Annotated in this window: 20 protein-coding genes; 13 read left to right on the forward strand and 7 right to left on the reverse strand. The window is 63.4% G+C overall.

Annotation, left to right across the window (positions count from 1 at the left end; genetic code table 11):
• Positions 1–15: 15 nt before the first annotated feature.
• The 4 genes from J7302_RS05975 to rpmE form a co-directional block, all read right to left on the reverse strand.
• Positions 16–1,284, reverse strand: a complete 1,269-nt coding sequence (locus J7302_RS05975; RefSeq protein WP_215371760.1) for a malic enzyme-like NAD(P)-binding protein — start codon at positions 1,282–1,284, stop codon at positions 16–18.
• 100 nt (positions 1,285–1,384) lie between these two features.
• Positions 1,385–2,836, reverse strand: a complete 1,452-nt coding sequence (locus J7302_RS05980) for a M48 family metalloprotease (protein WP_215371762.1) — start codon at positions 2,834–2,836, stop codon at positions 1,385–1,387.
• Positions 2,833–3,633, reverse strand: a complete 801-nt coding sequence (locus J7302_RS05985) for a thermonuclease family protein (protein ID WP_215371764.1) — start codon at positions 3,631–3,633, stop codon at positions 2,833–2,835. Before J7302_RS05985 ends, J7302_RS05980 begins: the two co-directional genes overlap by 4 nt.
• A 26-nt stretch (positions 3,634–3,659) precedes the next feature.
• Positions 3,660–3,872 carry a 50S ribosomal protein L31 gene (gene rpmE, locus J7302_RS05990; RefSeq protein ID WP_215371766.1) on the reverse strand — a complete coding sequence of 71 codons (213 nt, stop codon included), beginning with the start codon at positions 3,870–3,872 and terminating at the stop codon, positions 3,660–3,662.
• 188 nt (positions 3,873–4,060) lie between these two features.
• Between rpmE and J7302_RS05995 the strand changes: the two genes are divergently transcribed.
• The 10 genes from J7302_RS05995 to J7302_RS06040 all read left to right on the forward strand — a co-directional run bounded on the left by J7302_RS05995 (position 4,061) and on the right by J7302_RS06040 (position 16,847).
• Positions 4,061–6,268 carry a primosomal protein N' gene (locus tag J7302_RS05995; RefSeq protein ID WP_215372464.1) on the forward strand — a complete coding sequence of 736 codons (2,208 nt, stop codon included), beginning with the start codon at positions 4,061–4,063 and terminating at the stop codon, positions 6,266–6,268.
• Between the two features lie 211 nt (positions 6,269–6,479).
• Entirely contained in the window at positions 6,480–8,219 is a 1,740-nt protein-coding gene (gene argS / locus J7302_RS06000; RefSeq protein WP_215371768.1) for an arginine--tRNA ligase, read from the forward strand.
• 6 nt (positions 8,220–8,225) lie between these two features.
• Positions 8,226–8,912, forward strand: coding sequence for an SPOR domain-containing protein (locus J7302_RS06005; protein ID WP_215371771.1), 687 nt, complete (start codon positions 8,226–8,228; stop codon positions 8,910–8,912).
• Between the two features lie 95 nt (positions 8,913–9,007).
• On the forward strand, positions 9,008–9,538 hold the full coding sequence (gene hslV / locus J7302_RS06010) for an ATP-dependent protease subunit HslV (RefSeq protein WP_215371774.1): 531 nt from the start codon (positions 9,008–9,010) through the stop codon (positions 9,536–9,538).
• Between the two features lie 30 nt (positions 9,539–9,568).
• Positions 9,569–10,906, forward strand: a complete 1,338-nt coding sequence (gene hslU, locus J7302_RS06015) for an HslU--HslV peptidase ATPase subunit (protein ID WP_215371777.1) — start codon at positions 9,569–9,571, stop codon at positions 10,904–10,906.
• A 67-nt stretch (positions 10,907–10,973) separates the two neighbouring features.
• Positions 10,974–11,348 (forward strand): gamma-butyrobetaine hydroxylase-like domain-containing protein, encoded by a 375-nt coding sequence (locus J7302_RS06020; protein ID WP_215371779.1) that lies wholly within the window; start codon positions 10,974–10,976, stop codon positions 11,346–11,348.
• A gap of 272 nt (positions 11,349–11,620) precedes the next feature.
• Entirely contained in the window at positions 11,621–13,300 is a 1,680-nt protein-coding gene (phaC, locus tag J7302_RS06025; protein WP_215371782.1) for a class II poly(R)-hydroxyalkanoic acid synthase, read from the forward strand.
• A 152-nt stretch (positions 13,301–13,452) separates the two neighbouring features.
• Positions 13,453–14,310, forward strand: a complete 858-nt coding sequence (gene phaZ, locus J7302_RS06030; RefSeq protein WP_215371784.1) for a poly(3-hydroxyalkanoate) depolymerase — start codon at positions 13,453–13,455, stop codon at positions 14,308–14,310.
• 167 nt (positions 14,311–14,477) lie between these two features.
• Positions 14,478–16,160 (forward strand): class II poly(R)-hydroxyalkanoic acid synthase, encoded by a 1,683-nt coding sequence (phaC, locus tag J7302_RS06035; protein ID WP_215371786.1) that lies wholly within the window; start codon positions 14,478–14,480, stop codon positions 16,158–16,160.
• A 72-nt stretch (positions 16,161–16,232) separates the two neighbouring features.
• The gene (locus J7302_RS06040) at positions 16,233–16,847 is read left to right on the forward strand and encodes a TetR/AcrR family transcriptional regulator (protein WP_215371790.1); all 615 of its coding nucleotides are present in this window, start codon (positions 16,233–16,235) and stop codon (positions 16,845–16,847) included.
• A 98-nt stretch (positions 16,848–16,945) separates the two neighbouring features.
• Here the strand turns inward: J7302_RS06040 and J7302_RS06045 are convergent, their stop codons facing one another.
• The 3 genes from J7302_RS06045 to J7302_RS06055 form a co-directional block, all read right to left on the reverse strand.
• Positions 16,946–17,803 (reverse strand): phasin family protein, encoded by an 858-nt coding sequence (locus J7302_RS06045; protein ID WP_215371792.1) that lies wholly within the window; start codon positions 17,801–17,803, stop codon positions 16,946–16,948.
• A 10-nt stretch (positions 17,804–17,813) separates the two neighbouring features.
• Positions 17,814–18,245 (reverse strand): phasin family protein, encoded by a 432-nt coding sequence (locus J7302_RS06050; protein ID WP_215371794.1) that lies wholly within the window; start codon positions 18,243–18,245, stop codon positions 17,814–17,816.
• A 295-nt stretch (positions 18,246–18,540) separates the two neighbouring features.
• Complete coding sequence (locus J7302_RS06055; protein WP_215371796.1) at positions 18,541–18,816, reverse strand: polyhydroxyalkanoic acid system family protein; 276 nt, start codon at positions 18,814–18,816, stop codon at positions 18,541–18,543.
• A gap of 141 nt (positions 18,817–18,957) precedes the next feature.
• On the opposite strand from J7302_RS06055, the gene ubiE reads away from it, so the two are divergent.
• The 3 genes from ubiE to ubiB are packed head-to-tail and all read left to right on the forward strand — an operon-like array spanning position 18,958 to position 21,934.
• Positions 18,958–19,728: a bifunctional demethylmenaquinone methyltransferase/2-methoxy-6-polyprenyl-1,4-benzoquinol methylase UbiE gene (gene ubiE, locus J7302_RS06060; RefSeq protein ID WP_215371798.1), complete on the forward strand. Its 771-nt coding sequence runs from the start codon at positions 18,958–18,960 to the stop codon at positions 19,726–19,728.
• Positions 19,728–20,345 carry a ubiquinone biosynthesis accessory factor UbiJ gene (locus tag J7302_RS06065; RefSeq protein ID WP_215371801.1) on the forward strand — a complete coding sequence of 206 codons (618 nt, stop codon included), beginning with the start codon at positions 19,728–19,730 and terminating at the stop codon, positions 20,343–20,345. The genes ubiE and J7302_RS06065 overlap by 1 nt, the downstream gene beginning before the upstream one ends.
• Complete coding sequence (ubiB, locus tag J7302_RS06070; RefSeq protein WP_215371803.1) at positions 20,342–21,934, forward strand: ubiquinone biosynthesis regulatory protein kinase UbiB; 1,593 nt, start codon at positions 20,342–20,344, stop codon at positions 21,932–21,934. Before J7302_RS06065 ends, ubiB begins: the two co-directional genes overlap by 4 nt.
• The last annotated feature ends 57 nt before the right edge of the window (positions 21,935–21,991 follow it).

The raw sequence follows: 21,991 nt of genomic DNA on the forward strand, positions 1-21,991 counted from the left end.
TTATTGGCTGGAGGATCAACCGTTGAACACGTCATCCACCGACTTCAGCGGATAGTGCTTCGGATACGGCAGAGTCGCCACGCCGGACTCGATCGCGGCTTTGGCCACGGCATCGGACACCACCGTAATCAGACGCTTGTCCATCGGCTTCGGAATGATGTACTCACGACCAAACTCCAGGGAACCCACGCCGTAGGCATCGCAGACGTCCTTTGGCACCGGCAGCTTGGCGAGGTCACGCAGCGCCAGGGCAGCGGCAATCTTCATCTCTTCGTTGATACGGGTCGCGCGAACGTCCAGAGCACCACGGAAGATGAAAGGGAACCCAAGTACGTTGTTGACCTGGTTCGGGTAGTCGGAACGACCGGTCGCCATGATCACGTCTTCGCGGGTCGCATGCGCCAGCTCCGGAGCAATCTCCGGATCCGGGTTGGAGCAGGCGAACACGATCGGGCTCGGCGCCATGCGCTTGAGGTCTTCCGCACTCAGCAGGTTGGCACCCGACAGGCCGACGAACACATCTGCACCGTCGAGCGCTTCAGACAGGGTGCGCTTGTCGGTCTCGTGGGCGAAAACGGCCTTGTACTGGTTCAGGTCGTCGCGGCCAGCGTGGATAACGCCTTTGCGGTCGATCATGAAGATGTTTTCGACCTTGGCGCCCATGCTCACCAGCAGCTTCATGCAGGAGATCGCTGCAGCACCGGCACCGAGGCAGACGATCTTGGCCTCGGCCAGGTTCTTGCCGGCGATTTCCAGCGCATTGAGCATTCCGGCTGCGGTCACGATGGCGGTGCCGTGCTGGTCATCGTGGAACACCGGGATGTCACACTGTTCAATCAGGGTGCGCTCGATCTCGAAGCACTCGGGCGCCTTGATGTCTTCCAGGTTGATGCCGCCGAAGGTGATGGAAATGCGCTTGACAGTGTCGATGAAGGCTTGCGGGCTTTCTGCGTCGACTTCGATGTCGAAAACATCGATGCCGGCGAAACGCTTGAACAGCACGCCCTTACCTTCCATCACCGGCTTGGAGGCCAGCGGCCCGAGGTTGCCCAGACCGAGAATAGCGGTGCCGTCGGAGATCACTGCCACCAGATTACCCTTGCCCGTGTACTTGTAGGCCAGCTCGGGATCGCGTGCGATTTCACGCACCGGCTCGGCGACACCCGGGCTATAAGCCAGCGACAGGTCGCGGGCAGTGGCGGTCGGCTTGGTCAGCTCGACGCTCAGTTTTCCGGGGCGGGGCTGGGCGTGGTATTCGAGAGCGGCAGTTTTCAGATCAGACATTTTGGCATTTCCGCTTTTGCTGTGTGACAGACGTGACGGGCGAGCATACGCAAGATGCTGGGGGCTAACAAGACCGTTCAGCCACCCGACGTCAAGCCCTCTAGCGTACGACTTTAAGCCAGTCCCCTGGACGCGGCTCGCCAATTGGATACAAATTATTAAGCAATCGGATACGATTTTCCAGATCGACTTTTTCCCCCGGCAGGCCGCTGTCCCGGACGATGCTGGCGATACTCTGCCCCGCCTGCACCTGGATCAAGTGAAGGCGCAAAGGCTGGGCCAGCGCCAACTCATCCTTGCGCAGAGGACGAAAGCTCTTGATCACTGCCATGAAGTTCGCATCCTGGCTTTCCAGCGATGCTCGACCACGGATAGCACCGACGAACAAGTAAGCCTTGCCCTCCTTGTAAATGACAGCAACGCGCCGCGCCGGACTGCCTGGCAGCACGGCCGCGTGCCCCTGCAATCCCTCCTGCTGCAGAGGTTCCTCCATGGCCAGACGCTGTCCAGCGGCCTTCTGCCGGAGGAACTCGGCCGGCGGCACACTGGGCTTTGGTCCGGCGAGAGTCATGGCAATGAAAGCCTGCTGATCAGCACTGTGCGTGATCAACGCATCCGGTCGATTGACCACACCCCAGCCCTCAGGGAAGCGCAGGGTGAACCCCAGCTCGGCGTGATAGAACTGTTGACCCCGGCGCACGCCGGTCTCGGCCGAGTCGCCGAAAGGCAAGCCCTCCAACTGTTTGAGGAAAGTCTCGCGATTGACCAACTGGTTGCCGCCAACGAGGGCCTTGGCAGGCCCAACGACCTGCTGCAGGCGGGTGTCGTTGTCCGGGTGGCTGTCGAATATCCCATGGTAGCCGGAGGGCGGCGGCGCCTGCCCCTTGCGCTTCGCCTGATCACGGGCAAAGTCTTCTTGGTTCTTCAACACTTTGACCACTTCGATCATCGCTTGCGGGTCGTAACCGCTACGCTCCAGATATTGCGCCCCCAGACCGTCAGCCTCCAACTCCATGTCACGCCCGTAGCCACGGACAAAGGCCGTGCCCAGCACATTGGTCAGATCGCCTGCGGCGCCAACGCCGGTGCCGATCGCAACTGCCTGACCGAAGATGTTCCAGGCCGTGGACTGGCTCTGCTGCTGCACGCTGTGGCGCGCGGTGACATGCCCGACCTCATGGCCCAGGACCGCTGCCAATTCAGCTTCGGAGTTCAGGTAGGCCAGCAGGCCGCGATGTATATAGATGTAACCGCCGGGCACCGCGAAGGCGTTGATGTCCGGCGAGTCGACGACCGTGAAGCGGTAATCCAGATTGCTGCGATGGCTATGGCGGGCGACCCGCTGCCCCACCTGCTGCACATAGGTTTGCAGCTTTTCGTCGGCGTAGCGCGGGTATTGCCTGGCGATTTCCTGACTATAGCGATGCCCGAGATCCAGCTCCTGCTGTTCGCTCATCATCACGAAATTGGTCCGGCCGGTTGCCGGGTTGACCGCGCAACCGACCAGCAGTGACGGAATCAGCAGCGCCAAGGGGAGGGCAAACCATCTCATGGGAGTACCTCGAGCATTGACGCGTGAGTCAGGGGAAGCATCCAGCGTGATTGTCCTGTTTTTACGCCGCGCCCGCGCGAGCGGTCAATCACCCAGCCACGCGCCTCGATCCGGCGCCCGACCAACCCTTGCAGCGCCCCGACATCGAACTGCCGCAGCAGCCGGGGTTCGACGCGCAAGACCAAGGGCCCCTCGAGTTGCACCCAAAGCCCATCGCGATTGCGCTGGACCGCTGAAACGCGCCCCTGCAGCAAGGCAAAACCGCCCTGGCGCAACTGCCAGGGGGATTGCCATGGAGGCTGCCGCCAGATACCACGACCGCCCATGCGGGCCTGACGCTCAGCGACCCCCTGACAATCACTGAGCGCAGAATTCGGAGCGATCGCCACTCTGAGCCCCAGCCCATCGGCCAGCATGCGCTCTTCCAGGTTGCGCCCCTGGCTGTCGTAGAGATGAGCGAGGGTTCGGCCGTAGCGATCCTTCGGCTCTCGCCCGATACGTAAGCCGACCTGCCCTCGACTCTCCTGCACGAGTGCCTGCAAGCGTTTACGCGCAGCTTCGGCGTAAGGCTCCGCCGGCTTTCCCTTACGCGCTAACTCTGGCGCATTCAGACCAATCAGACGGACACTTCGGCCATCGACCAGGCGCAGAGTGTCGCCGTCGATGACTTTTTCGACTTTATAGGTAGGAAGCTTGCCCGGAACCGGGCAGGCAGCCAGCAATGGAAGACTGCTGGCCAGAAAAAAGAAAAAGGCGCCTATCAGAGGCGCCTTTTTCGTCAGCGGGGACCGGGTCATTCGACCTTCCCAGGCTGCTCGGCCAATTACTTGGCGCCGAACACACCAAAACGCTGCTTGAAGCGGTCGATACGGCCGCCGGTGTCCAGGACTTTCTGCTTGCCGGTGTAGAACGGATGGCACTCGGAGCACACGTCCAGGCTGATATTCTTGCCCAGGGTGGAACGGGTCTTGATCACGTTGCCGCAGCTGCAGGTAGCTTCGAGCGCAACGTATTCGGGATGGATTTCCGGTTTCATTGGTTGATCCTCAGGTCTGGCGTGCCGCCACCCGACCCTATGTCGAGCACCGCACGGAAACAGGCGGCGGATGATACCAGAGTGATAGGGCGTTGCAAGACACAGGCCACGCCGGCTGTCGCGCTGCGCCATGTTAAGATCGCGCCTCCCGCAGAAGGACCACACGCTTGCCTGACACCTCGCCCTGCATCCTGCGCCTCGCCCTGCCCTCCCCCCTGCGCCGTCTGTTTGACTACCGCGCGCCGGCCGGCGTATCGCGAGCGGCATTGCAGCCCGGGGTGCGCCTGCGGGTACCCTTCGGACGCCGCGAAATCATTGGCGTGCTGGTGGAGGTAGCGGAGCACAGCGAAGTACCCGCGGACAAACTGAAAGCCGCACTGGAATTGCTCGACAATCGCCCGCTGCTGCCGCCCGCCCTGTTCAAGCTGTGCCTGTGGACCGCGCAATACTACCAGCACAGCCTGGGCGATACCCTGAGTTGGGCCCTCCCGGTACTGCTGCGCCAGGGCGAACCTGCCGAGACCCGGCAGGAGCGCTTCTGGCATGTTGCCCCTGGTGCCCAGCTCGACGATCCACGCCTTGCCCGTGCACCACGACAGCGCCAGGCCCTGGCGACCATCGCCCAGCATCCCCACGGTGTCGCGCACCAACTGCTCAACCAGCTGCAACTGAACAAGGACAGCCTTGACCTGCTGCTTGAAAAAGGTCTGGTGAACGTGGAAGTGCGTCGCAGCGCCCCCGCCACACGCCATGGCGCCTGGCTGGCGCAACCTGAGCTACCGCTGAACCCGGAGCAACGGGCCTCGTTCGATGCAGTCCACGCCTCGTTCGGCCAATTCAACGCCCTGCTGCTCGCCGGTGTCACCGGCAGCGGCAAGACCGAGGTCTACCTGCAGCTCATTCGCCAGACCCTGGAAGCCGGCAAGCAAGCGCTGGTGCTGATCCCCGAGATCAACCTGGGTCCGCAGACCCTGGAGCGCTTCTCCCGACGCTTCAACGCACGCATCGCCCTGCTGCACTCGGCGGTGAACGACCGCGAACGCCTGGATGCCTGGCTGGCGGCCCGCGATGGCGAGGCGGATATAGTCATCGGCACCCGCTCGGCGCTCTTCACACCGCTGAAAAACCCCGGGCTGATCATCATCGACGAAGAGCACGACGCCTCCTATAAACAGCAGGAAGGTCTGCGCTACCACGCCCGCGACCTGGCCCTGGTGCGGGCGCGCCAGGAGAACATTCCGATTCTCCTGGGCTCGGCAACTCCGTCTCTGGAAAGCCTGCAGAACGCCCACTCCGGGCGTTATGGTTTGCTGCGCCTGACCCAGCGTGCCGGCGGCGCCAAGCAGCCGCGCTTCCTGCGCCTGGATGTGAAGAGCCTGCCGCTGGACTCGGGCATTTCCATGCCCCTGCAGCAAGCGATCACCCAGACGCTGGCCGCCGGCCAGCAAGTGCTCGTATTCCTCAACCGGCGCGGCTTTGCGCCGACCCTCCTGTGCCACGACTGCGGCTGGATCAGCCAATGCCCGCGCTGCGACGCCCGCATGACGCTGCACCAGCGTTTCAATGAACTGCGCTGCCACCACTGCGGCCATAGCCAGCGCCAACCGGCCTGCTGCCCGGATTGTGGCCGTGTAGACCTGCGCCCGGTCGGGGCGGGCACCGAGCGTGCCGAGGAACGCCTGTCGATCCTGTTCCCGAAGACGCCAGTGCTACGCATCGACCGCGACAGCACCTCGCGCAAGGACGCCATGGACAAGCTGTTCGCCACCATCCAGCGTGGCGAGCCCTGCATCCTGGTCGGCACCCAGATGCTCGCGAAGGGGCATCATTTCCCGCGGGTCACCCTGGTCGCCATCCTCGATGCCGACGGCGGCCTGTTCTCTGCCGACTTCCGCGCCAGCGAGCGAATGGCCCAGCTCATCGTCCAGGTCGCCGGCCGGGCCGGGCGCGCCGAAGAACCGGGCCGCGTGATTATCCAGACCCACCTCGCCGATCATCCGTTGTTGGTGCAACTGACCGAGCAAGGCTACTTCGCATTCGCCGAACAGGCCCTGAGCGAACGCCGCGCCGCCGGGCTACCGCCCTTCGCCCACCTGGCCCTGCTGCGCGCCGAGGCCCACCGACCGGGACAGGCCGAGGAATTCCTCGACGCCGCCTGCGGCGAAGCGGAGCATCTTCTGGGCGACCTGGGTCTGACCGGCGTGGAACTGCTCGGCCCCGTGCCCGCCCCCATGGAGCGCCGCGCCGGCCGCTACCGAGCACAATTGCTGCTACAGTCCAGCGCACGCGCGCCCTTGCACCGCCTGCTGACTCCCTGGAGCCAGGCGCTGGAACAGTTGCCTGGCGGCCGCGCGGTGCGCTGGTCGCTGGATATCGACCCGATTGACTTGTTCTGACCGCTAGCTTTCCGCAGGTTGGCGCCAAGCGTGGCGAAGCCCGATATTTTTGCCCCCTTGCCAGGTTTCGCCCAAGGCTCAAGGCTGTAGGATCAGGTTGAGACTTGAGTGAAACCTGATCCTACATAGCTTGCCGCTGCGCCCCCTGCCCGCCGATAATGCACAGTTTTCAACCAGCGCCAGCCCCACGGCCAGGCCGGAAGAGCAGAAGATGAAAGACACGATTCGCCAGCTGATCCAGCAAGCCCTGACCCGTCTCGCCAGCGAAGGCGTGCTGCCCGAAGGCCTCAGCCCGACCATCCAGGTGGAAAACACCAAGGACAAGAGCCACGGCGACTTCGCCAGCAACATCGCCATGATGCTGGCCAAGCCCGCCGGCATGAAGCCGCGCGACCTGGCTGAAAAATTGATCGCCGCGCTGCCCCAGGACGACCAGGTGGCCAAGGTGGAAATCGCCGGCCCCGGCTTCCTCAACTTCTTCCAGAACAGCGATGCCCTGGCTCAGCGCCTCGAGGAGGCCCTGGCGGACGACCATTTGGGCGTACGCAAGGCCGGTCCGGCCCAGCGCACGGTCATCGACCTGTCCGCACCGAACCTGGCCAAGGAAATGCACGTCGGCCACCTGCGTTCCACCATCATTGGTGATGCCGTCGCGCGGGTGCTGGAATTCCTCGGCGACACCGTGATCCGCCAGAACCACGTTGGCGACTGGGGCACCCAGTTCGGCATGCTGCTGGCCTACATGCAGGAACAGCCGGTAGGAAGCGATGCCGAACTGTCCGACCTGGAAGGTTTCTACCGCGCCGCGAAGAAGCGATTCGACGAGTCCTCCGAGTTCGCCGATCGCGCCCGTGAGCTGGTGGTCAAGCTGCAGGCCGGCGATGCCGATTGCCTGCGCCTGTGGACCCGCTTCAACGACATTTCCCTGAGCCACTGCCAGGCGGTCTACGACCGCCTGGGCGTTAAGCTCACCATGGCTGACGTCAAGGGCGAGAGCGCCTACAACGATGACCTGGCCAATGTAGTCGCCGACCTCAAGGCCAAAGGCCTGCTCACCGAGAGCGACGGAGCCCTGTGCGTGTTCATGGATGAGTTCAAGAATGCCGAAGGCAACCCGCTACCCCTGATCGTGCAAAAAGCCGGCGGCGGCTACCTCTACGCCACCACCGACCTGGCCGCAACTCGCTACCGCAGCAACGTGCTCAAGGCCGACCGGGTGTTGTATTTCGTCGACCAGCGCCAGGCCCTGCACTTCCAGATGGTGTTCGCCGCGGCGCGCCTCGCCGGTTTCGTCCCCGCGTCCATGGAGATGGAGCACATGGGCTTCGGCACCATGAATGGCGCCGACGGCCGCCCGTTCAAGACCCGCGATGGCGGAACGGTCAAATTGATCGACCTGCTCAATGAAGCCGAGCAACGCGCCTACGACCTGGTCAAGGCCAAGAATCCCGAGTTGGACGACGCCGAACTGCGCCAGATAGCCAGTGCCGTCGGCATTGGCGCCGTGAAGTATGCCGACCTGTCCAAGCACCGCACCAGCGACTACAGCTTCAACTTCGAGCTGATGCTGAGCTTCGAGGGCAACACCGCACCCTACCTGCTCTACGCCTATACTCGCGTGGCCAGCCTGTTCCGCAAGCGGGGCTTGGACTTCACCGAGGTGGAAGGCCACATCAGCCTCGCTGCCGAGCAGGAGCAAGCCCTGGCAGCCAAGTTGGCGCAGTTCGCCGACACCCTCAACAACGTCGCTGCCAAGGGCGTGCCGCATCTGCTCTGCAGCTATCTCTATGATCTGGCCGGCCTGTTCTCCAGCTTCTATGAGAACTGCCCGATCCTCGCCGCCGAGGACGAGGCCACCCAACAGAGTCGCCTGCGCCTCGCCGCGCTGACCGGCCGCACCCTCAAGCAAGGCCTTGAGCTCCTTGGCCTGCAAACTCTGGAACGCATGTAACGGACTATGGCGAAAAAGAAAGCAGCGCCCAAACGCGGCGCCAGCCGCTACCAGGCCCCCGCGCGAAAACCCGTGCCCGGCTGGGTATGGCTGGCCATGGGCCTGGTCATCGGCGCCTTCGTGGTGTTCCTGACCAAGCTCGAGCCCGGCCGCGACGAAATACGTAGACCACAGCCAGACCAGGCGGCCGCAAACAAGGCAACGGGCAAGCCAAGTGCCACCCCTGCTCCGGCGCAAGAACCGGCCAAGCCCAAATATGACTTCTACACCCTGCTGCCAGAGTCAGAAGTCATAGTGCCGCCCGAAGCCGTGCCGAAGGAAACTCCGCCACCACCTGCGCAAAAACCGGTTACACCCGAAGAGGCCGCCAAGATCGATGCCGCACGCGCCCAGGCGGCGCTGAATGGCCAAACGCCCCCGCCTCCGCCGGTGGTGGCCAAGGCTCCGGTCACCAACCAGTTCTTCCTCCAGGCCGGATCATTCCGCAAGCGGGAAGACGCCGACCGGGTGCGCGCGCAGATCATCCTGCTCGGGCAGAATGTCCAGGTCGAATCCGGCAAGATCCGCGAAGAAACCTGGTACCGCGTGCTGGTCGGCCCGTTCGCCAATCGTGCGCAGCTGTCAGGGGCGCAGAAGCAATTGGCCGCCAGCGGCTTCAGCAATCTTCTTTTGCAGCAGCGCCAAAGCCGCTGAGCAGAGAATCACCTTGCCCGGTTGAAAAGCCGGGCAAGGCCCCCCATCTGAGTTTCCATTCGGGCAATTCGCCCCGCTGCGTGGAGACTCCCCCCTTGACCACCATCGTTTCAGTCCGCCGCAACGGCAAAGTCGTCATGGGCGGCGACGGCCAGGTTTCCCTCGGCAACACCGTGATGAAAGGCAACGCCAAAAAGGTGCGCCGCCTCTACCACGGCCAGGTGCTCGCTGGTTTTGCCGGCGCCACCGCCGACGCCTTCACCCTCTTCGAACGCTTCGAAGGACAGCTGGAAAAACACCAGGGCCACCTTGTCCGTGCCGCCGTCGAGCTGGCCAAGGACTGGCGCACCGATCGATCCCTGAGCCGCCTCGAAGCCATGCTCGCCGTGGCCAACAAGGATGCCTCGCTGATCATCACTGGCAACGGCGATGTGGTCGAACCCGAGCAATGCCTGATCGCAATGGGCTCCGGCGGCGGTTTCGCCCAGGCCGCAGCCATGGCCCTGCTCAAGCACACCGAACTGTCCGCCCGCGACATCACCGAGACCGCGTTGAACATCGCCGGCTCCATTTGTGTCTTCACCAACCAGAACCTGACTATCGAGGAACTGGACAGCGCCGAGTAAGGCCGCCGTCCGGTACTGGAGCACCCTTTTATGTCCATGACGCCCCGCGAAATCGTCCACGAACTCAATCGCCACATCGTTGGCCAGGACGACGCCAAGCGCGCCGTCGCCATCGCCCTGCGTAACCGCTGGCGGCGCATGCAGCTGCCGGCCGAACTGCGCGCGGAAGTGACGCCGAAGAACATCCTGATGATCGGCCCGACTGGCGTCGGCAAGACCGAAATCGCCCGTCGCCTGGCCAAGCTGGCCAACGCACCGTTCCTCAAGGTCGAAGCCACCAAGTTCACTGAAGTGGGCTATGTCGGCCGTGACGTCGAGTCGATCATCCGCGACCTCGCCGATGCGGCAATCAAGATGATGCGCGAGCAGGAGATGCACAAGGTGCGCTACCGCGCCGAGGACGCCGCCGAAGAGCGCATCCTCGATGCGCTGCTGCCGCCGGCCCGCCAGGGCTTCGGCGAAGAGCCGGTGCGCGAGGACTCCAACACCCGCCAGCTGTTCCGCAAGCGCCTGCGCGAAGGCCAGTTGGACGACAAGGAGATCGACATCGAAGTCGCCGAGTCCCCAGCTGGCGTGGAGATCATGGCCCCACCCGGCATGGAGGAGATGACCAACCAGTTGCAGAACCTGTTCTCCAACCTGGGCAAAGGCAAGCGCAAGAGCCGCAAGCTGAAGGTCAAGGAAGCCCTGAAGCTGGTCCGCGACGAAGAAGCCGCACGCCTGGTCAACGAGGAAGAACTCAAGGCAGCCGCCCTGGAAGCGGTGGAGCAGAACGGCATCGTCTTCATCGACGAGATCGACAAGGTCGCCAAGCGCGGCAACGTCGGCGGTGCCGACGTCTCTCGCGAAGGCGTACAGCGCGACCTGCTGCCGCTGATCGAGGGCTGCACCGTCAACACCAAGCTGGGCATGGTCAAGACCGACCACATCCTGTTCATCGCCTCCGGCGCCTTCCACCTCTCCAAGCCCAGCGATCTGGTGCCGGAACTGCAAGGCCGCCTACCGATTCGCGTGGAACTCAAGGCCCTGAGCCCCGAGGACTTCGAGCGCATTCTCACCGAACCTCACGCCTCGCTCACCGAGCAGTACACAGCGCTGCTGAAAGTCGAGGGCCTGAACATCGAGTTCGCCCCGGACGGCATCAAGCGCCTCGCGGAAATCGCCTGGCAGGTCAACGAGAAGACCGAGAACATCGGTGCCCGTCGCCTGCACACCCTGCTTGAACGCCTCTTGGAAGAAGTGTCCTTCAGTGCCGGCGACCTCGCCGCCCAGCATGACGAAACGCCGATCCGCATCGACGCTGCCTACGTCAATGGCCACCTGGGCGAACTGGCGCAGGATGAGGACCTGTCGCGCTACATTCTCTGATGAGCGCGACCCACTCCGGGCGGCATCCGGCCGCCCGGAGCATGGGCCCATGACGGAGTTTTACCCCATGAAGATCCCCAGCGGCATCGAACTGCACAAGGCGTCGAGGACCCTGACCCTCAAGTACGGGGCCGACGAAAGCTACACCCTGACCGCCGAATTCCTGCGCGTGCATTCCCCGTCCGCCGAAGTCCAGGGACACGGCAAGCCCGTGCTGCAATACGGCAAGATAAACGTCGGCCTCACCAAGCTGGAGCCGGCGGGCAACTACGCCCTCAAATTGACCTTCGATGACGGGCACGACAGCGGCCTGTTCACCTGGGACTATCTCTACGAACTGTCCACTCGCCAGGAGTCGCTCTGGAGCGAATACCTGCAAGCCCTGGCCGCCGCCGGCCGTTCCCGCGACCCAGACGAGTCCGTCGTCAAGCTCATGCTCTGAGCTGGTGCAACGCACGCCCCATTTCCGATCTCTTCGCCCAAGGTTAGGGCGCTTTTTCTAATGCCGCTCGCCATACTCATCGGGCAGCGGCCTTTCTGCGATCCGCTTGCGCAAACTGAAAAACTCGGGTAACCAAACTCTGGCAGGTTCCATGCATTTGGCTACGCCAGATGATGAGAAATACGCGAAGTTCGCTTCGCCACCCGGTAACCCGAGCGATGTAACCCTACCCAGCGACAGGGCAATCGACTCAGGACAATGGAGCGTCGTAGATGAGCAACAAGAACAATGAAGACCTGCAGCGTCAAGCCTCGGAACACACCCTGAACCTCAACCCGGTGATAGGAATTCGTGGCAAGGATCTGCTGACTTCAGCCCGGATGGTGCTGTTGCAAGCCATCAAGCAACCCTTTCACAGCGCCAAGCATGTCGCCCACTTCGGCCTCGAACTGAAGAACGTCCTGCTCGGCCAGTCCGAGTTGCAACCCGAATCCGACGACCGCCGCTTCAACGACCCTGCTTGGAGCCAGAACCCGCTTTATCGCCGCTACCTGCAGACTTACCTGGCCTGGCGCAAGGAGCTGCACGAGTGGATCGAGGACAGCAACCTCTCGGGCCAGGACACCAGCCGTGGCCACTTCGTCATCAACCTGATGACCGAAGCCATGGCTCCGACCAACACCATGGCCAACCCCGCAGCGGTCAAGCGCTTTTTCGAGACCGGCGGCAAGAGCCTGCTCGATGGCCTCTCGCACCTTGCCAAGGACCTGGTCAACAACGGCGGCATGCCGAGCCAGGTGAACATGGATGCCTTTGAGGTCGGCAAGAACCTCGCCACCACCGAAGGCGCTGTAGTGTTCCGCAACGACGTGCTGGAGCTCATCCAGTACAAGCCCATCACCGAGTCGGTCCACGAGCGCCCGTTGCTGGTGGTGCCACCACAGATCAACAAGTTCTACGTGTTCGACCTGTCGCCGGAGAAGAGCCTGGCACGCTTCTGCCTGCGCAGCAGCTTCCAGACCTTTATCGTCAGCTGGCGCAACCCGACCAAGGCGCAGCGCGAATGGGGCCTGTCGACCTACATCGGAGCACTCAAGGAAGCCATCGATGTGATCCTGAAGATCACCGGCAGCAAGGACCTCAACGTGCTGGGCGCCTGCTCCGGCGGCATCACCACCGTTGCCCTGCTCGGCCACTACCAGGCTATCGGTGAGAACAAGATCAACGCCTTCACCCAGATGGTCAGCGTCCTCGACTTCAACCTGAATAACCAGGTCGCCCTGTTCGCTGACGAGATGACCCTGGAGGCCGCCAAGCGCCGCTCCTATCAGGCTGGCGTTCTCGAAGGCAAGGACATGGCCAAGGTCTTCGCCTGGATGCGCCCCAACGACCTGATCTGGAACTACTGGGTCAACAATTACCTGATGGGCAACGAGCCCCCGGCATTCGACATCCTCTACTGGAACAACGACACCACCCGTCTGCCCGCGGCCTTCCACGGCGAACTGGTCGAAATGTTCAAGACCAACGCCCTGACCCGGCCGAATGCCCTGGAAGTGTGCGGCACGCCGATCGATCTCAAGCAGGTCACCTGCGACTTCTTCTGCCTCGCCGGCACCACCGACCACATCACGCCGTGGGAAGCCTGCTACCGCTCGGCGCTTCTGCTGGGCGGCAAGTGCGAGTTCGTACTGTCCAACAGCGGGCACATCCAGAGCATCCTCAACCCGCCTGGCAACCCCAAGGCACGCTTCTCCACCGGCACCGAGCTGCCGGCAGACCCCAAGGCCTGGCTGGAGAAAGCCACCAAGCACGCCGACTCCTGGTGGCTGTACTGGCAGAACTGGATGGCCGAACGCTCCGGCAAGACCAAGAAGGCCAGCTTCAGCCTGGGCAACAAGGCCTACCCGGCAGGCGAGGCATCCCCCGGCACCTATGTACACGAGCGTTGATGGTTTGCGCCCTGCGCAACGCTGCCCACGGCACCAGGATGTGTCCAACGCGCCGCCCTGCCAGTCCGGCGGCGCAACCAGGCACCGCCTGGCGGTTGCAGGGGAGGCTCGAGCGGGCCTCCCACTGCGTTTTTGACTAAAGGGCCCTGCGCATGCCGCTACCTTTCGTGTTCCGCACCATCGAGCTTGATGGCCAAACCATCCGCACCGCTGTCCGCCCCGGGCAGTCGCACATGACGCCCTTGCTGATCTTCAACGGCATCGGGGCCAACCTCGAGTTGGTCTTCCCCTTCGTCCAGGCGCTGGACCCGGACCTAGAGGTGATTGCATTCGATGTACCTGGCGTCGGCGGCTCATCCACGCCCAGCACGCCATACCGTTTCGCCGGCCTCGCCAAGCTGGCGGCACGCATGCTGGATTACCTGGACTATGGCCAGGTCAGTGCGATCGGAGTGTCCTGGGGCGGAGCTCTGGCCCAGCAGTTCGCCCACGACTACCCGGAGCGCTGCAAGAAACTGATCCTCGCCGCCACCTCGGCCGGTGCCATCATGGTGCCGGGCAAACCCAAGGTGCTCTGGCGCATGGCCAGCCCAAGGCGGTACATCCAGCCGTCATACGGCGTCCACATCGCACCCGACATCTACGGCGGCGCCTTCCGCCGCGACCCGGGGCTGGCCATGGCGCATGCGAGCAAGGTGCGCTCGTCCGGCAAGATGGGCTACTACTGGCAGCTGTTCGCCGGCCTCGGCTGGACCAGCATCCACTGGCTGCATCGCATCCGCCAGCCCACCCTGGTACTGGCAGGGGACGACGACCCGATCATCCCGCTGGTGAACATGCGCCTGCTGGCCTGGCGCATTCCCAATGCGGAACTCCATGTGATCGATGACGGCCACCTATTCCTGGTGACCCGCGCCGAAACCGTAGCGCCGATCATCATGAAGTTCCTCGCCGAAGAGCGGCAGCGCGCGGTGATTCATCCCCAGGCCGTCCCGCTGCGTGGACATTGACGAACGCCCTGCGCGGGGGCGCGCCCATAACCTCTCGCCCCAGCCTGGTGCATGCTGTAACCAACTTGAATTCTGCCCACGATAGTCTGCAATGCACATCTGTCGCCGAATGGTACAAGCCTTGCTGTAAACCTCCCGAACCACGGACCGAATACGGAGCGTTGCCCATGCGAGAAAAACAAGTACAGGGCACCTTACCGGTGCCAGCAGCCTTCATGAACGCACAGAACGCCATTGTCGGGCTGCGCGGCAAGGACCTGCTTTCCACCGTCCGCAACCTGGCCTTGCAAGGGCTTCGCCATCCTGTGCACAGCGCGCGGCACATGCTGGCCTTCGGCGGCCAGGTCAGCCGTGTCCTGCTCGGCGACACGCTGCACCAACCCAACCCGCAGGACAGTCGGTTCGCCGACCCCTCCTGGACATTCAACCCCTTTTATCGGCGGGGCCTGCAGGTCTACCTCGCCTGGCAAAAACAGCTCGCTGCGTGGATCGAGGAAAGCGACCTCAATGATGACGACCGTGCCCGTGCACGCTTCGTCCTGGCTCAGCTCAGCGATGCCCTGGCGCCCACCAACAGCCTGCTCAACCCCGTAGCGATCAAGGAGCTGTTCAACACCGGCGGCCTCAGCCTGGTCAACGGACTGCGCCATATGGTGGACGACCTGCTGCACAACGACGGCATGCCCAGCCAGGTCAGCAAGCAGGCCTTCGAAGTGGGCCGCAACCTTGCTACCACGCCAGGTGCAGTGGTCTTTCGCAATGAGATGCTGGAACTCATCCAGTACAAGCCGATGAGCGAGAAGCAGTACCTGCGCCCTTTGCTGATCGTGCCGCCGCAGATCAACAAGTACTACATCTTCGACCTCAGCCCCGACAAAAGCTTCGTCCAGTACGCTCTCAAGAACGGCCTGCAAGTCTTCGTGGTGAGCTGGCGCAACCCCGATGCGCGCCATCGCGAGTGGGGGTTGTCCACCTACGTTCAGGCGCTTGAGGAGGCCCTGGATGTCTGTCGCGCCATTACCGGCAGCAAGGAGGTCAACCTGATGGGCGCCTGTGCTGGCGGCCTGACCATCGCGGCCCTGCAAGGGCATTTGCAGGCCCGCCGACAGCTGCGCAAGGTCAGCAGCGCGAGCTACCTGGTGAGCCTGCTGGACAGCCAGGTCGACAGTCCCGCCATGCTCTTCGCCGACGAGCAGACGCTGGAAGCCGCCAAGCGCCGCTCGTACCAGCAAGGCGTGCTGGACGGCAAGGACATGGCCAAGGTGTTCGCCTGGATGCGTCCCAACGATCTGGTGTGGAACTACTTCGTCAACAATTACCTGCTGGGTCGCCAACCGCCGGCCTTCGACATCCTCTACTGGAACAATGACAACACTCGCCTGCCAGCCGCCCTGCACGGCGACCTGCTCGACTTCTTCAAGCACAACCCGCTTACCCGCAGCGGTGGCCTGGAGATCTGCGGTACCCCGATCGACCTGCAGAAGGTCAACGTCGACAGCTTTAGTGTCGCCGGGATCAATGACCACATCACCCCCTGGGACGCTGTCTACCGTTCCGCCTTGCTGCTGGGTGGCGACAGTCGTTTCGTGCTGTCCAACAGCGGGCATATCCAGAGCATCCTCAACCCGCCCGGCAACCCCAAGGCCAACTACTTCGAAAACGGCAAGCTGAGCTCCGACCCGCGGGCCTGGTACTACGATGCCAAGCACATCGAGGGCAGCTGGTGGGCACAGTGGCTCGGCTGGATCCAGGAGCGCTCGGGAGAGCAACGGGAAACCCTGACCGCCCTCGGAAATCAGGACTACCCCGCCATGGAGGCTGCGCCCGGCACGTATGTGCATGTGCGCTGACCTTGAAACCGGCCGGCAGCGCCGCCAAAGGCGTACCGGCCACTACGTTCGTCAGCCCAACAAGAAGACTGGATGAAGACCCGCGACCGCATCCTCGAATGTGCCCTCGACCTGTTCAACCGCAACGGCGAACCCAACGTCACCACCTTGGAAATCGCTACCGAGCTGGGCATCAGCCCGGGCAACCTCTACTACCACTTCCACGGCAAGGAGCCGTTAGTGATGGCACTGTTCGAGCGTTTCCAGGAAGCACTGGCACCGCTCCTCGACCCACCGGCAGACGCGCAGCTGGATGCAGAAGACTACTGGCTGTTCCTTCACCTGATCGTCGAGCGGCTGGCGCAGTACCGCTTCCTGTTCCAGGACCTGTCCAACCTCGCCGGACGCCTGCCCAAGCTGGCCAAAGGCATGCGCAGCTGGCTGAACCACCTCAAGCGCACGCTCGCCACCCTGCTCGCCCGCCTCAAGGCGGAGCAACAACTGGTCAGCGACACCGACGCGCTCGGCCAGCTGGTGGAACAGATCACCCTGACCCTGTTGTTCTCTCTGGATTACCAGCGCGTGCTCGGTAGCGGTGGCGAGATCCGCCTGGTCGTGTACCAGGTGATGATGCTGGTGGCCCCGCACCTGCGGCCTGGATCCCGCCATGCCGCGGAAAGCCTCGCCCGGCGCTATCTGGAGGCCTGAGGTCCCAGGCAACATGCGAAAGGTCGCAACACGCAATGATACGTAGCTGAAAGCAAAACGCCCGGCGAAGCCGGGCGTTTGCGTTACTGCGATGAAACTCAGGACTGGCTGGTAGCCGGTGCTGCCGAGGGTGCCGGAACGGCAGCTGGTGCAGCGGTCGGGGTTGGCGCAGGCGCTGGAGCAGCAGCAGCCGGAGCGGCAGCTGGGACAGGGGCTGGTGCTGGTGCGGCAGGCTTGGCAGCCTTCGGCGCTGCGGGTTTCTTCACTACCGGCTTCTTCGCAGCAGCAGGTTTGGCAACCGCCGCTGGTTTTGCCGCGACCTTGGCTGCAGGCTTGGCTACCGGTTTTGCGGCGGCAGGCTTGGCAGCGGCAGCAGGCTTCGCGGCCGCCTTGGCCGCAGCGGGCTTGGCCGCAGCCTTGGGCGCGGGTTTGGCGGCTGCCACTTTTGCGGCAGGCTTGGCAGCAGGTTTCGCTGCGGCCTTGGCTGCCGGCTTCACAGCTGCCTTGGCAGCGGGCTTGACCGACTTCGCCGAAACACCAGTGATTTTCTCCAGCTGCTTGGTCAGGCTATCGACCTTGCTCTGCAGGTCCTTCACCTCACCGCGGCTGGGCACGCCCAGGCGGGAGATCGCGCTGTTCAAACGCTTGTCGAACGCCTCTTCCAGCTCGCTCCACTTACCGAACGCCTTGTCCTTGACCTCTTCGACCTTGGACTTGGCGGAGCCGACGCGCGAGCCGACCTTCGACTTCACGGCGTCAACCTGCTTGTCCACTTCTGTCTTGGCCAGTTTTTCGGCCTTCTCGCCATCCTTGACCAGCGTATCGAACAGCTTGGTGCCGTCGTTGCTGATTTTCGAGTAGGCCCCCAGGCCCGCCAGCCAGATCTGGCGCGAGTACTTCTCGACCTCGCCGATCCAGGAGTTGGTGTCTTTATCGGTTTTCTTCTTGCCAGCCATCCTGCTCTCCTTATTTGGTTCGCGCGACGTGTTCGAGCAACGCGCTCAGCTCATCAAGCTTAGCAGAGAGTACTTCGACGTCCTTGCGGGAGGGAATGCCAATACGATTGAGCGCGCTGGCCACTCGGTCGTCGAACGCTTTCTCGATCTTGTCGAACTGCACTTCGACCTTGCCCTTGACCACGGTGACGCTGCTCTTCACGGAGTCGAATTGGCTGTTGGCGGCTTCGACCTGCTCGTCGACCAATTTCTTGCCTTGCTCTTCGACGCCTTCGCCAGCCTTGACCAGCTCCTTGAAATAATCGACGCCTTCCTGACCAGCCTTGGCATAAGCGCCCAGGCCTGCCAACCAGATCTTGCGGGCGTAGAGCTTAACGTCAGCCAGAACGGTGGTCTTGCTTTCTACTTTCTCGACTTTCTTTTTGGCGGCTACTCTGGCCATGGTGCACCTCACGCGGAATGGACGATGACTCGCCCTTTCTCAGGGCTTGAGCGCAAGGTAGCGAGGAAAATTAGAAACCGCATACTAGCCGCGCAATGGGCTTGGTGGTGGGGGGCAAAATCATTCGCAAAACGGCACCGTAGGTTGGTGCGGGCCGCGCAGGCCTGAGCTTGGCGAAGCGGAACGCCGCCCGGCCCAACGATCCGGGGCACAACATGCAGCACCTGCTGGGCTTCGCTCCGCTCTGCCCAAACTACGTGGGTGTTTCAGCAGTCGCAAACGCCGGGCGAGCCCCTCAGACCAGATAGTCGTCCAGCGCCTTCTCGATCTCGCGCTTGATGCTGCCGCTCATGGCCGAAAGCAATAGGCCCAGCTTGACCTCCACGCGCACCTTTTCGTTGCTCACTTCGATCTGCCCATCGGCGCCGCTGCGCTTGAACTCCAGCGTGTCGCCACGCCACTGGTAGCGAACGTCGTACTCGCGCGCCAGGCGCTCAGCCAGCTTCTCGGCCTTCTCGCGCACCGCCTCGTGACCGAGATTATGCGAACGTTCGACATGGATACGGGCCATGGACTTCTCCTCACTGCGACCTATGGTCGCGCGACTATAACAGGCCTCGCGGGCCCTGGCCGTGCGGAGCACGTTCCGTCGCCAAGACAAAGCGGGGCGCGGGCATTAGAATGGCCGCCATTCAAATCCGGTGGCAGCGATATGAACGACCCGCGCAAAGGCAGCGATGCCGAACCCACGACCCACTTCGGCTACCAGCAGGTTCCGGAAAGCCAGAAAGCGGCCAAGGTCGCCGAGGTCTTCCACTCGGTGGCGGCCAAATACGACCTGATGAACGACCTGATGTCCGGTGGCGTCCACCGTCTCTGGAAGCGCTTCACCATCGAACTGTCGGGTGTGCGTCCGGGCAACCGCGTGCTGGATATCGCGGGCGGTACGGGCGACCTCACCCGCCAGTTCTCACGCCTGGTCGGCTTGACCGGCGAGGTGGTACTCGCCGACATCAACGCCTCCATGCTCAAGGTCGGCCGCGACAAGCTGCTCGACAGCGGCGTGGCCGGCAACGTCAGCTTCGTCCAGGCCGATGCCGAGAAACTGCCCTTCCCCGACAACCACTTCGATGTCGTTACCATCGCCTTCGGACTGCGCAACGTCACCCACAAGGACGAAGCCCTGCGCTCGATGCTGCGCGTGCTCAAGCCGGGTGGCCGCCTGCTGGTGCTGGAGTTCTCCAAACCTTCCAGCGCCCTGCTGTCCAAGGCCTACGACACCTATTCCTTCAGCCTGCTACCGCTGATGGGCAAGCTGATCACCAACGACGCCGAGAGCTATCGCTACCTGGCTGAGTCGATCCGCATGCACCCGGACCAGGAAACGCTGAAGGCTATGATGGGTGAAGCCGGTTTCGAGCGCGTCACCTACCACAACATGACCGGCGGTATCGTCGCCCTGCACCGCGGCATCAAGCCCTGATGCTGACCCAGGCGCTGCTCGCAGGCGTTGAGCTCAGCCTCAACCGGGTGCTGACCCTGGACAGCACCGCGTTGCCGCGCATGGCCGCTCTGGAAGGCTCGGTCATCGAGGTCGACTGCCAGAGCCCGGCGCTGAGGCTGTTCCTGCTGCCCGGAGGCGACGGCCTCAAGCTGGCCGCCCACTGGGCCGCGCCTGCCGACTGCCGCTTGCGTGCCCCCGCTTCCAGCCTGCTGCGACTGGCCACCACGCGAGAAAAGTCAGCCGTCCTGCACAGCCCGGAAGTCAGCCTGGACGGCGATAGCGCCGTGCTACTGGAGCTGGCCGACATCATCCAGGACCTGGAGCTGGACTGGGAGTACGAACTATCGCGCTGGCTCGGCCCGGTGGGCACCCAGCTGCTCGCCGGCCACCTGCGCAGCCGCGCAGGCTGGGTCGGACAAAGCCTGGACAGCCTGCGGCAGAACCTCGCCGACTACCTGGCAGAGGAATCCCGTACCCTGGTCGGCCGGCGTGAAGCCGACGCCCGCTTTGCCGAACTGGACCGTCTCAAGCTCGCCCTCGACCGTCTCGATGCCCGCGTCGAACGCCTGACCCCGAGAAACAAGCCCTCCGCATGAAGCTGCTCGCCATCCGCCGTCTGCTGCGCATCCAACAGGTCATTATCCGCTACCGGCTCGATGACCTGCTGCTCGACCTGCCGTTGCCCTGGTGGCTGCGTACGCTGAGCTATGCCCTGCCTTGGCGCTGGCTGCCCCGCAAGGAACTGTCGCTGAGCCGCGGCGAACGCCTACGACGCGCCCTGGAGGACCTGGGGCCGATCTTCATCAAGTTCGGCCAACTGCTGTCCACCCGCCGCGACCTGATGCCGCCGGACATTGCCGACGAACTGGCGCGCCTGCAGGACCAGGTGCCGCCCTTCGCACCTGAAAAGGCCGTCGCCCGTATCGAGGAGCAACTCGGTGCCAAGGTCAGCCAGATATTCGCCCGTTTCGACGTCGAGCCGCTGGCTTCCGCCTCGGTGGCCCAGGTGCATGCTGCCCAGCTGAAGAGCGGCGAAGAAGTAGTGGTGAAGGTCATTCGTCCCAACTTGCGACCGATCATCCGCCAGGACCTGGCCTGGCTGTTCCTGATCGCCCGCCTGGCCGAACGCGTCTCCAGCGATGCGCGGCGCCTGCGCCCGGTGGAAGTGGTCGACGACTACGAAAAGACCATCTACGACGAGCTCGACCTGCTCCGCGAAGCGGCCAACGCCAGCCAGCTCCGCCGCAACTTCGAAGGCTCGCCCCTCCTCTATGTGCCCCAGGTCTACTGGGATTGGTGCCGACCCAAAGTCCTGGTGATGGAGCGCATCTACGGCGTCCCAGTGACGGACCTCGCCACCCTCGCCGACCAGCGCACCGACATGAAGCTGCTGGCTGAGCGTGGCGTGGAGATCTTCTTCACCCAGGTGTTCCGCGACAGCTTCTTCCACGCCGACATGCACCCGGGGAACATCTTCGTCAGCACGCGACAGCCCTGGAATCCGCAGTACATTGCCATCGACTGCGGCATCATCGGCAGCCTCACCCCCGAGGACCAGGACTACCTGGCGCGCAACCTCATTGCCTTCTTCAAGCGCGACTACCGCCGCGTCGCCCAGCTGCACATCGACTCCGGTTGGGTGCCGGCCGAGACCAAGGTCAATGACTTCGAAGCGGCCATCCGCACCGTCTGCGAGCCCATCTTCGAGAAGCCGCTGAAGGACATTTCCTTCGGCCAATTGCTGCTGCGCCTGTTCCAGACCGCCCGCCGCTTCAATATGGAAGTGCAGCCGCAGCTGGTGCTGCTGCAGAAGACTCTATTGAACATCGAAGGCCTCGGTCGACAGCTCTACCCCGACCTGGACCTGTGGACCACCGCGCAACCCTTCCTCGAACGCTGGATGCGCGAGCGCATCAGCCCCCTGCACCTGCTACGCAATCTGCAGCAGCAGGCCGAGCAGGTGCCGCACTTGTCGCAGATGGCTCGCGAGACGCTGGAACGTTTGTCGCTGCCCGTCGCCGCCGCCCAGAAAAACGAAGCCCCGCGCGAGCCGCAATGGGCTGCGCGCCTACTCGGCGCCCTGCTGATCGCAGGTGCAGCCACCCACGGGCTCGCAGCCATTGTCGAGGCTTGGCCGAGCTGGCTGATGCTGGCCGGCGGTCTATATCTGGTGCTGCGCCGATAGCCAGCCCCGTGCTGCACTGGCACACTTATTCGATTCAAGCGCCGCGCCCAGGCTGGG

Source organism: Metapseudomonas boanensis (assembly GCF_018704125.1).
GTDB classification, from domain to species: domain Bacteria; phylum Pseudomonadota; class Gammaproteobacteria; order Pseudomonadales; family Pseudomonadaceae; genus Metapseudomonas; species Metapseudomonas boanensis.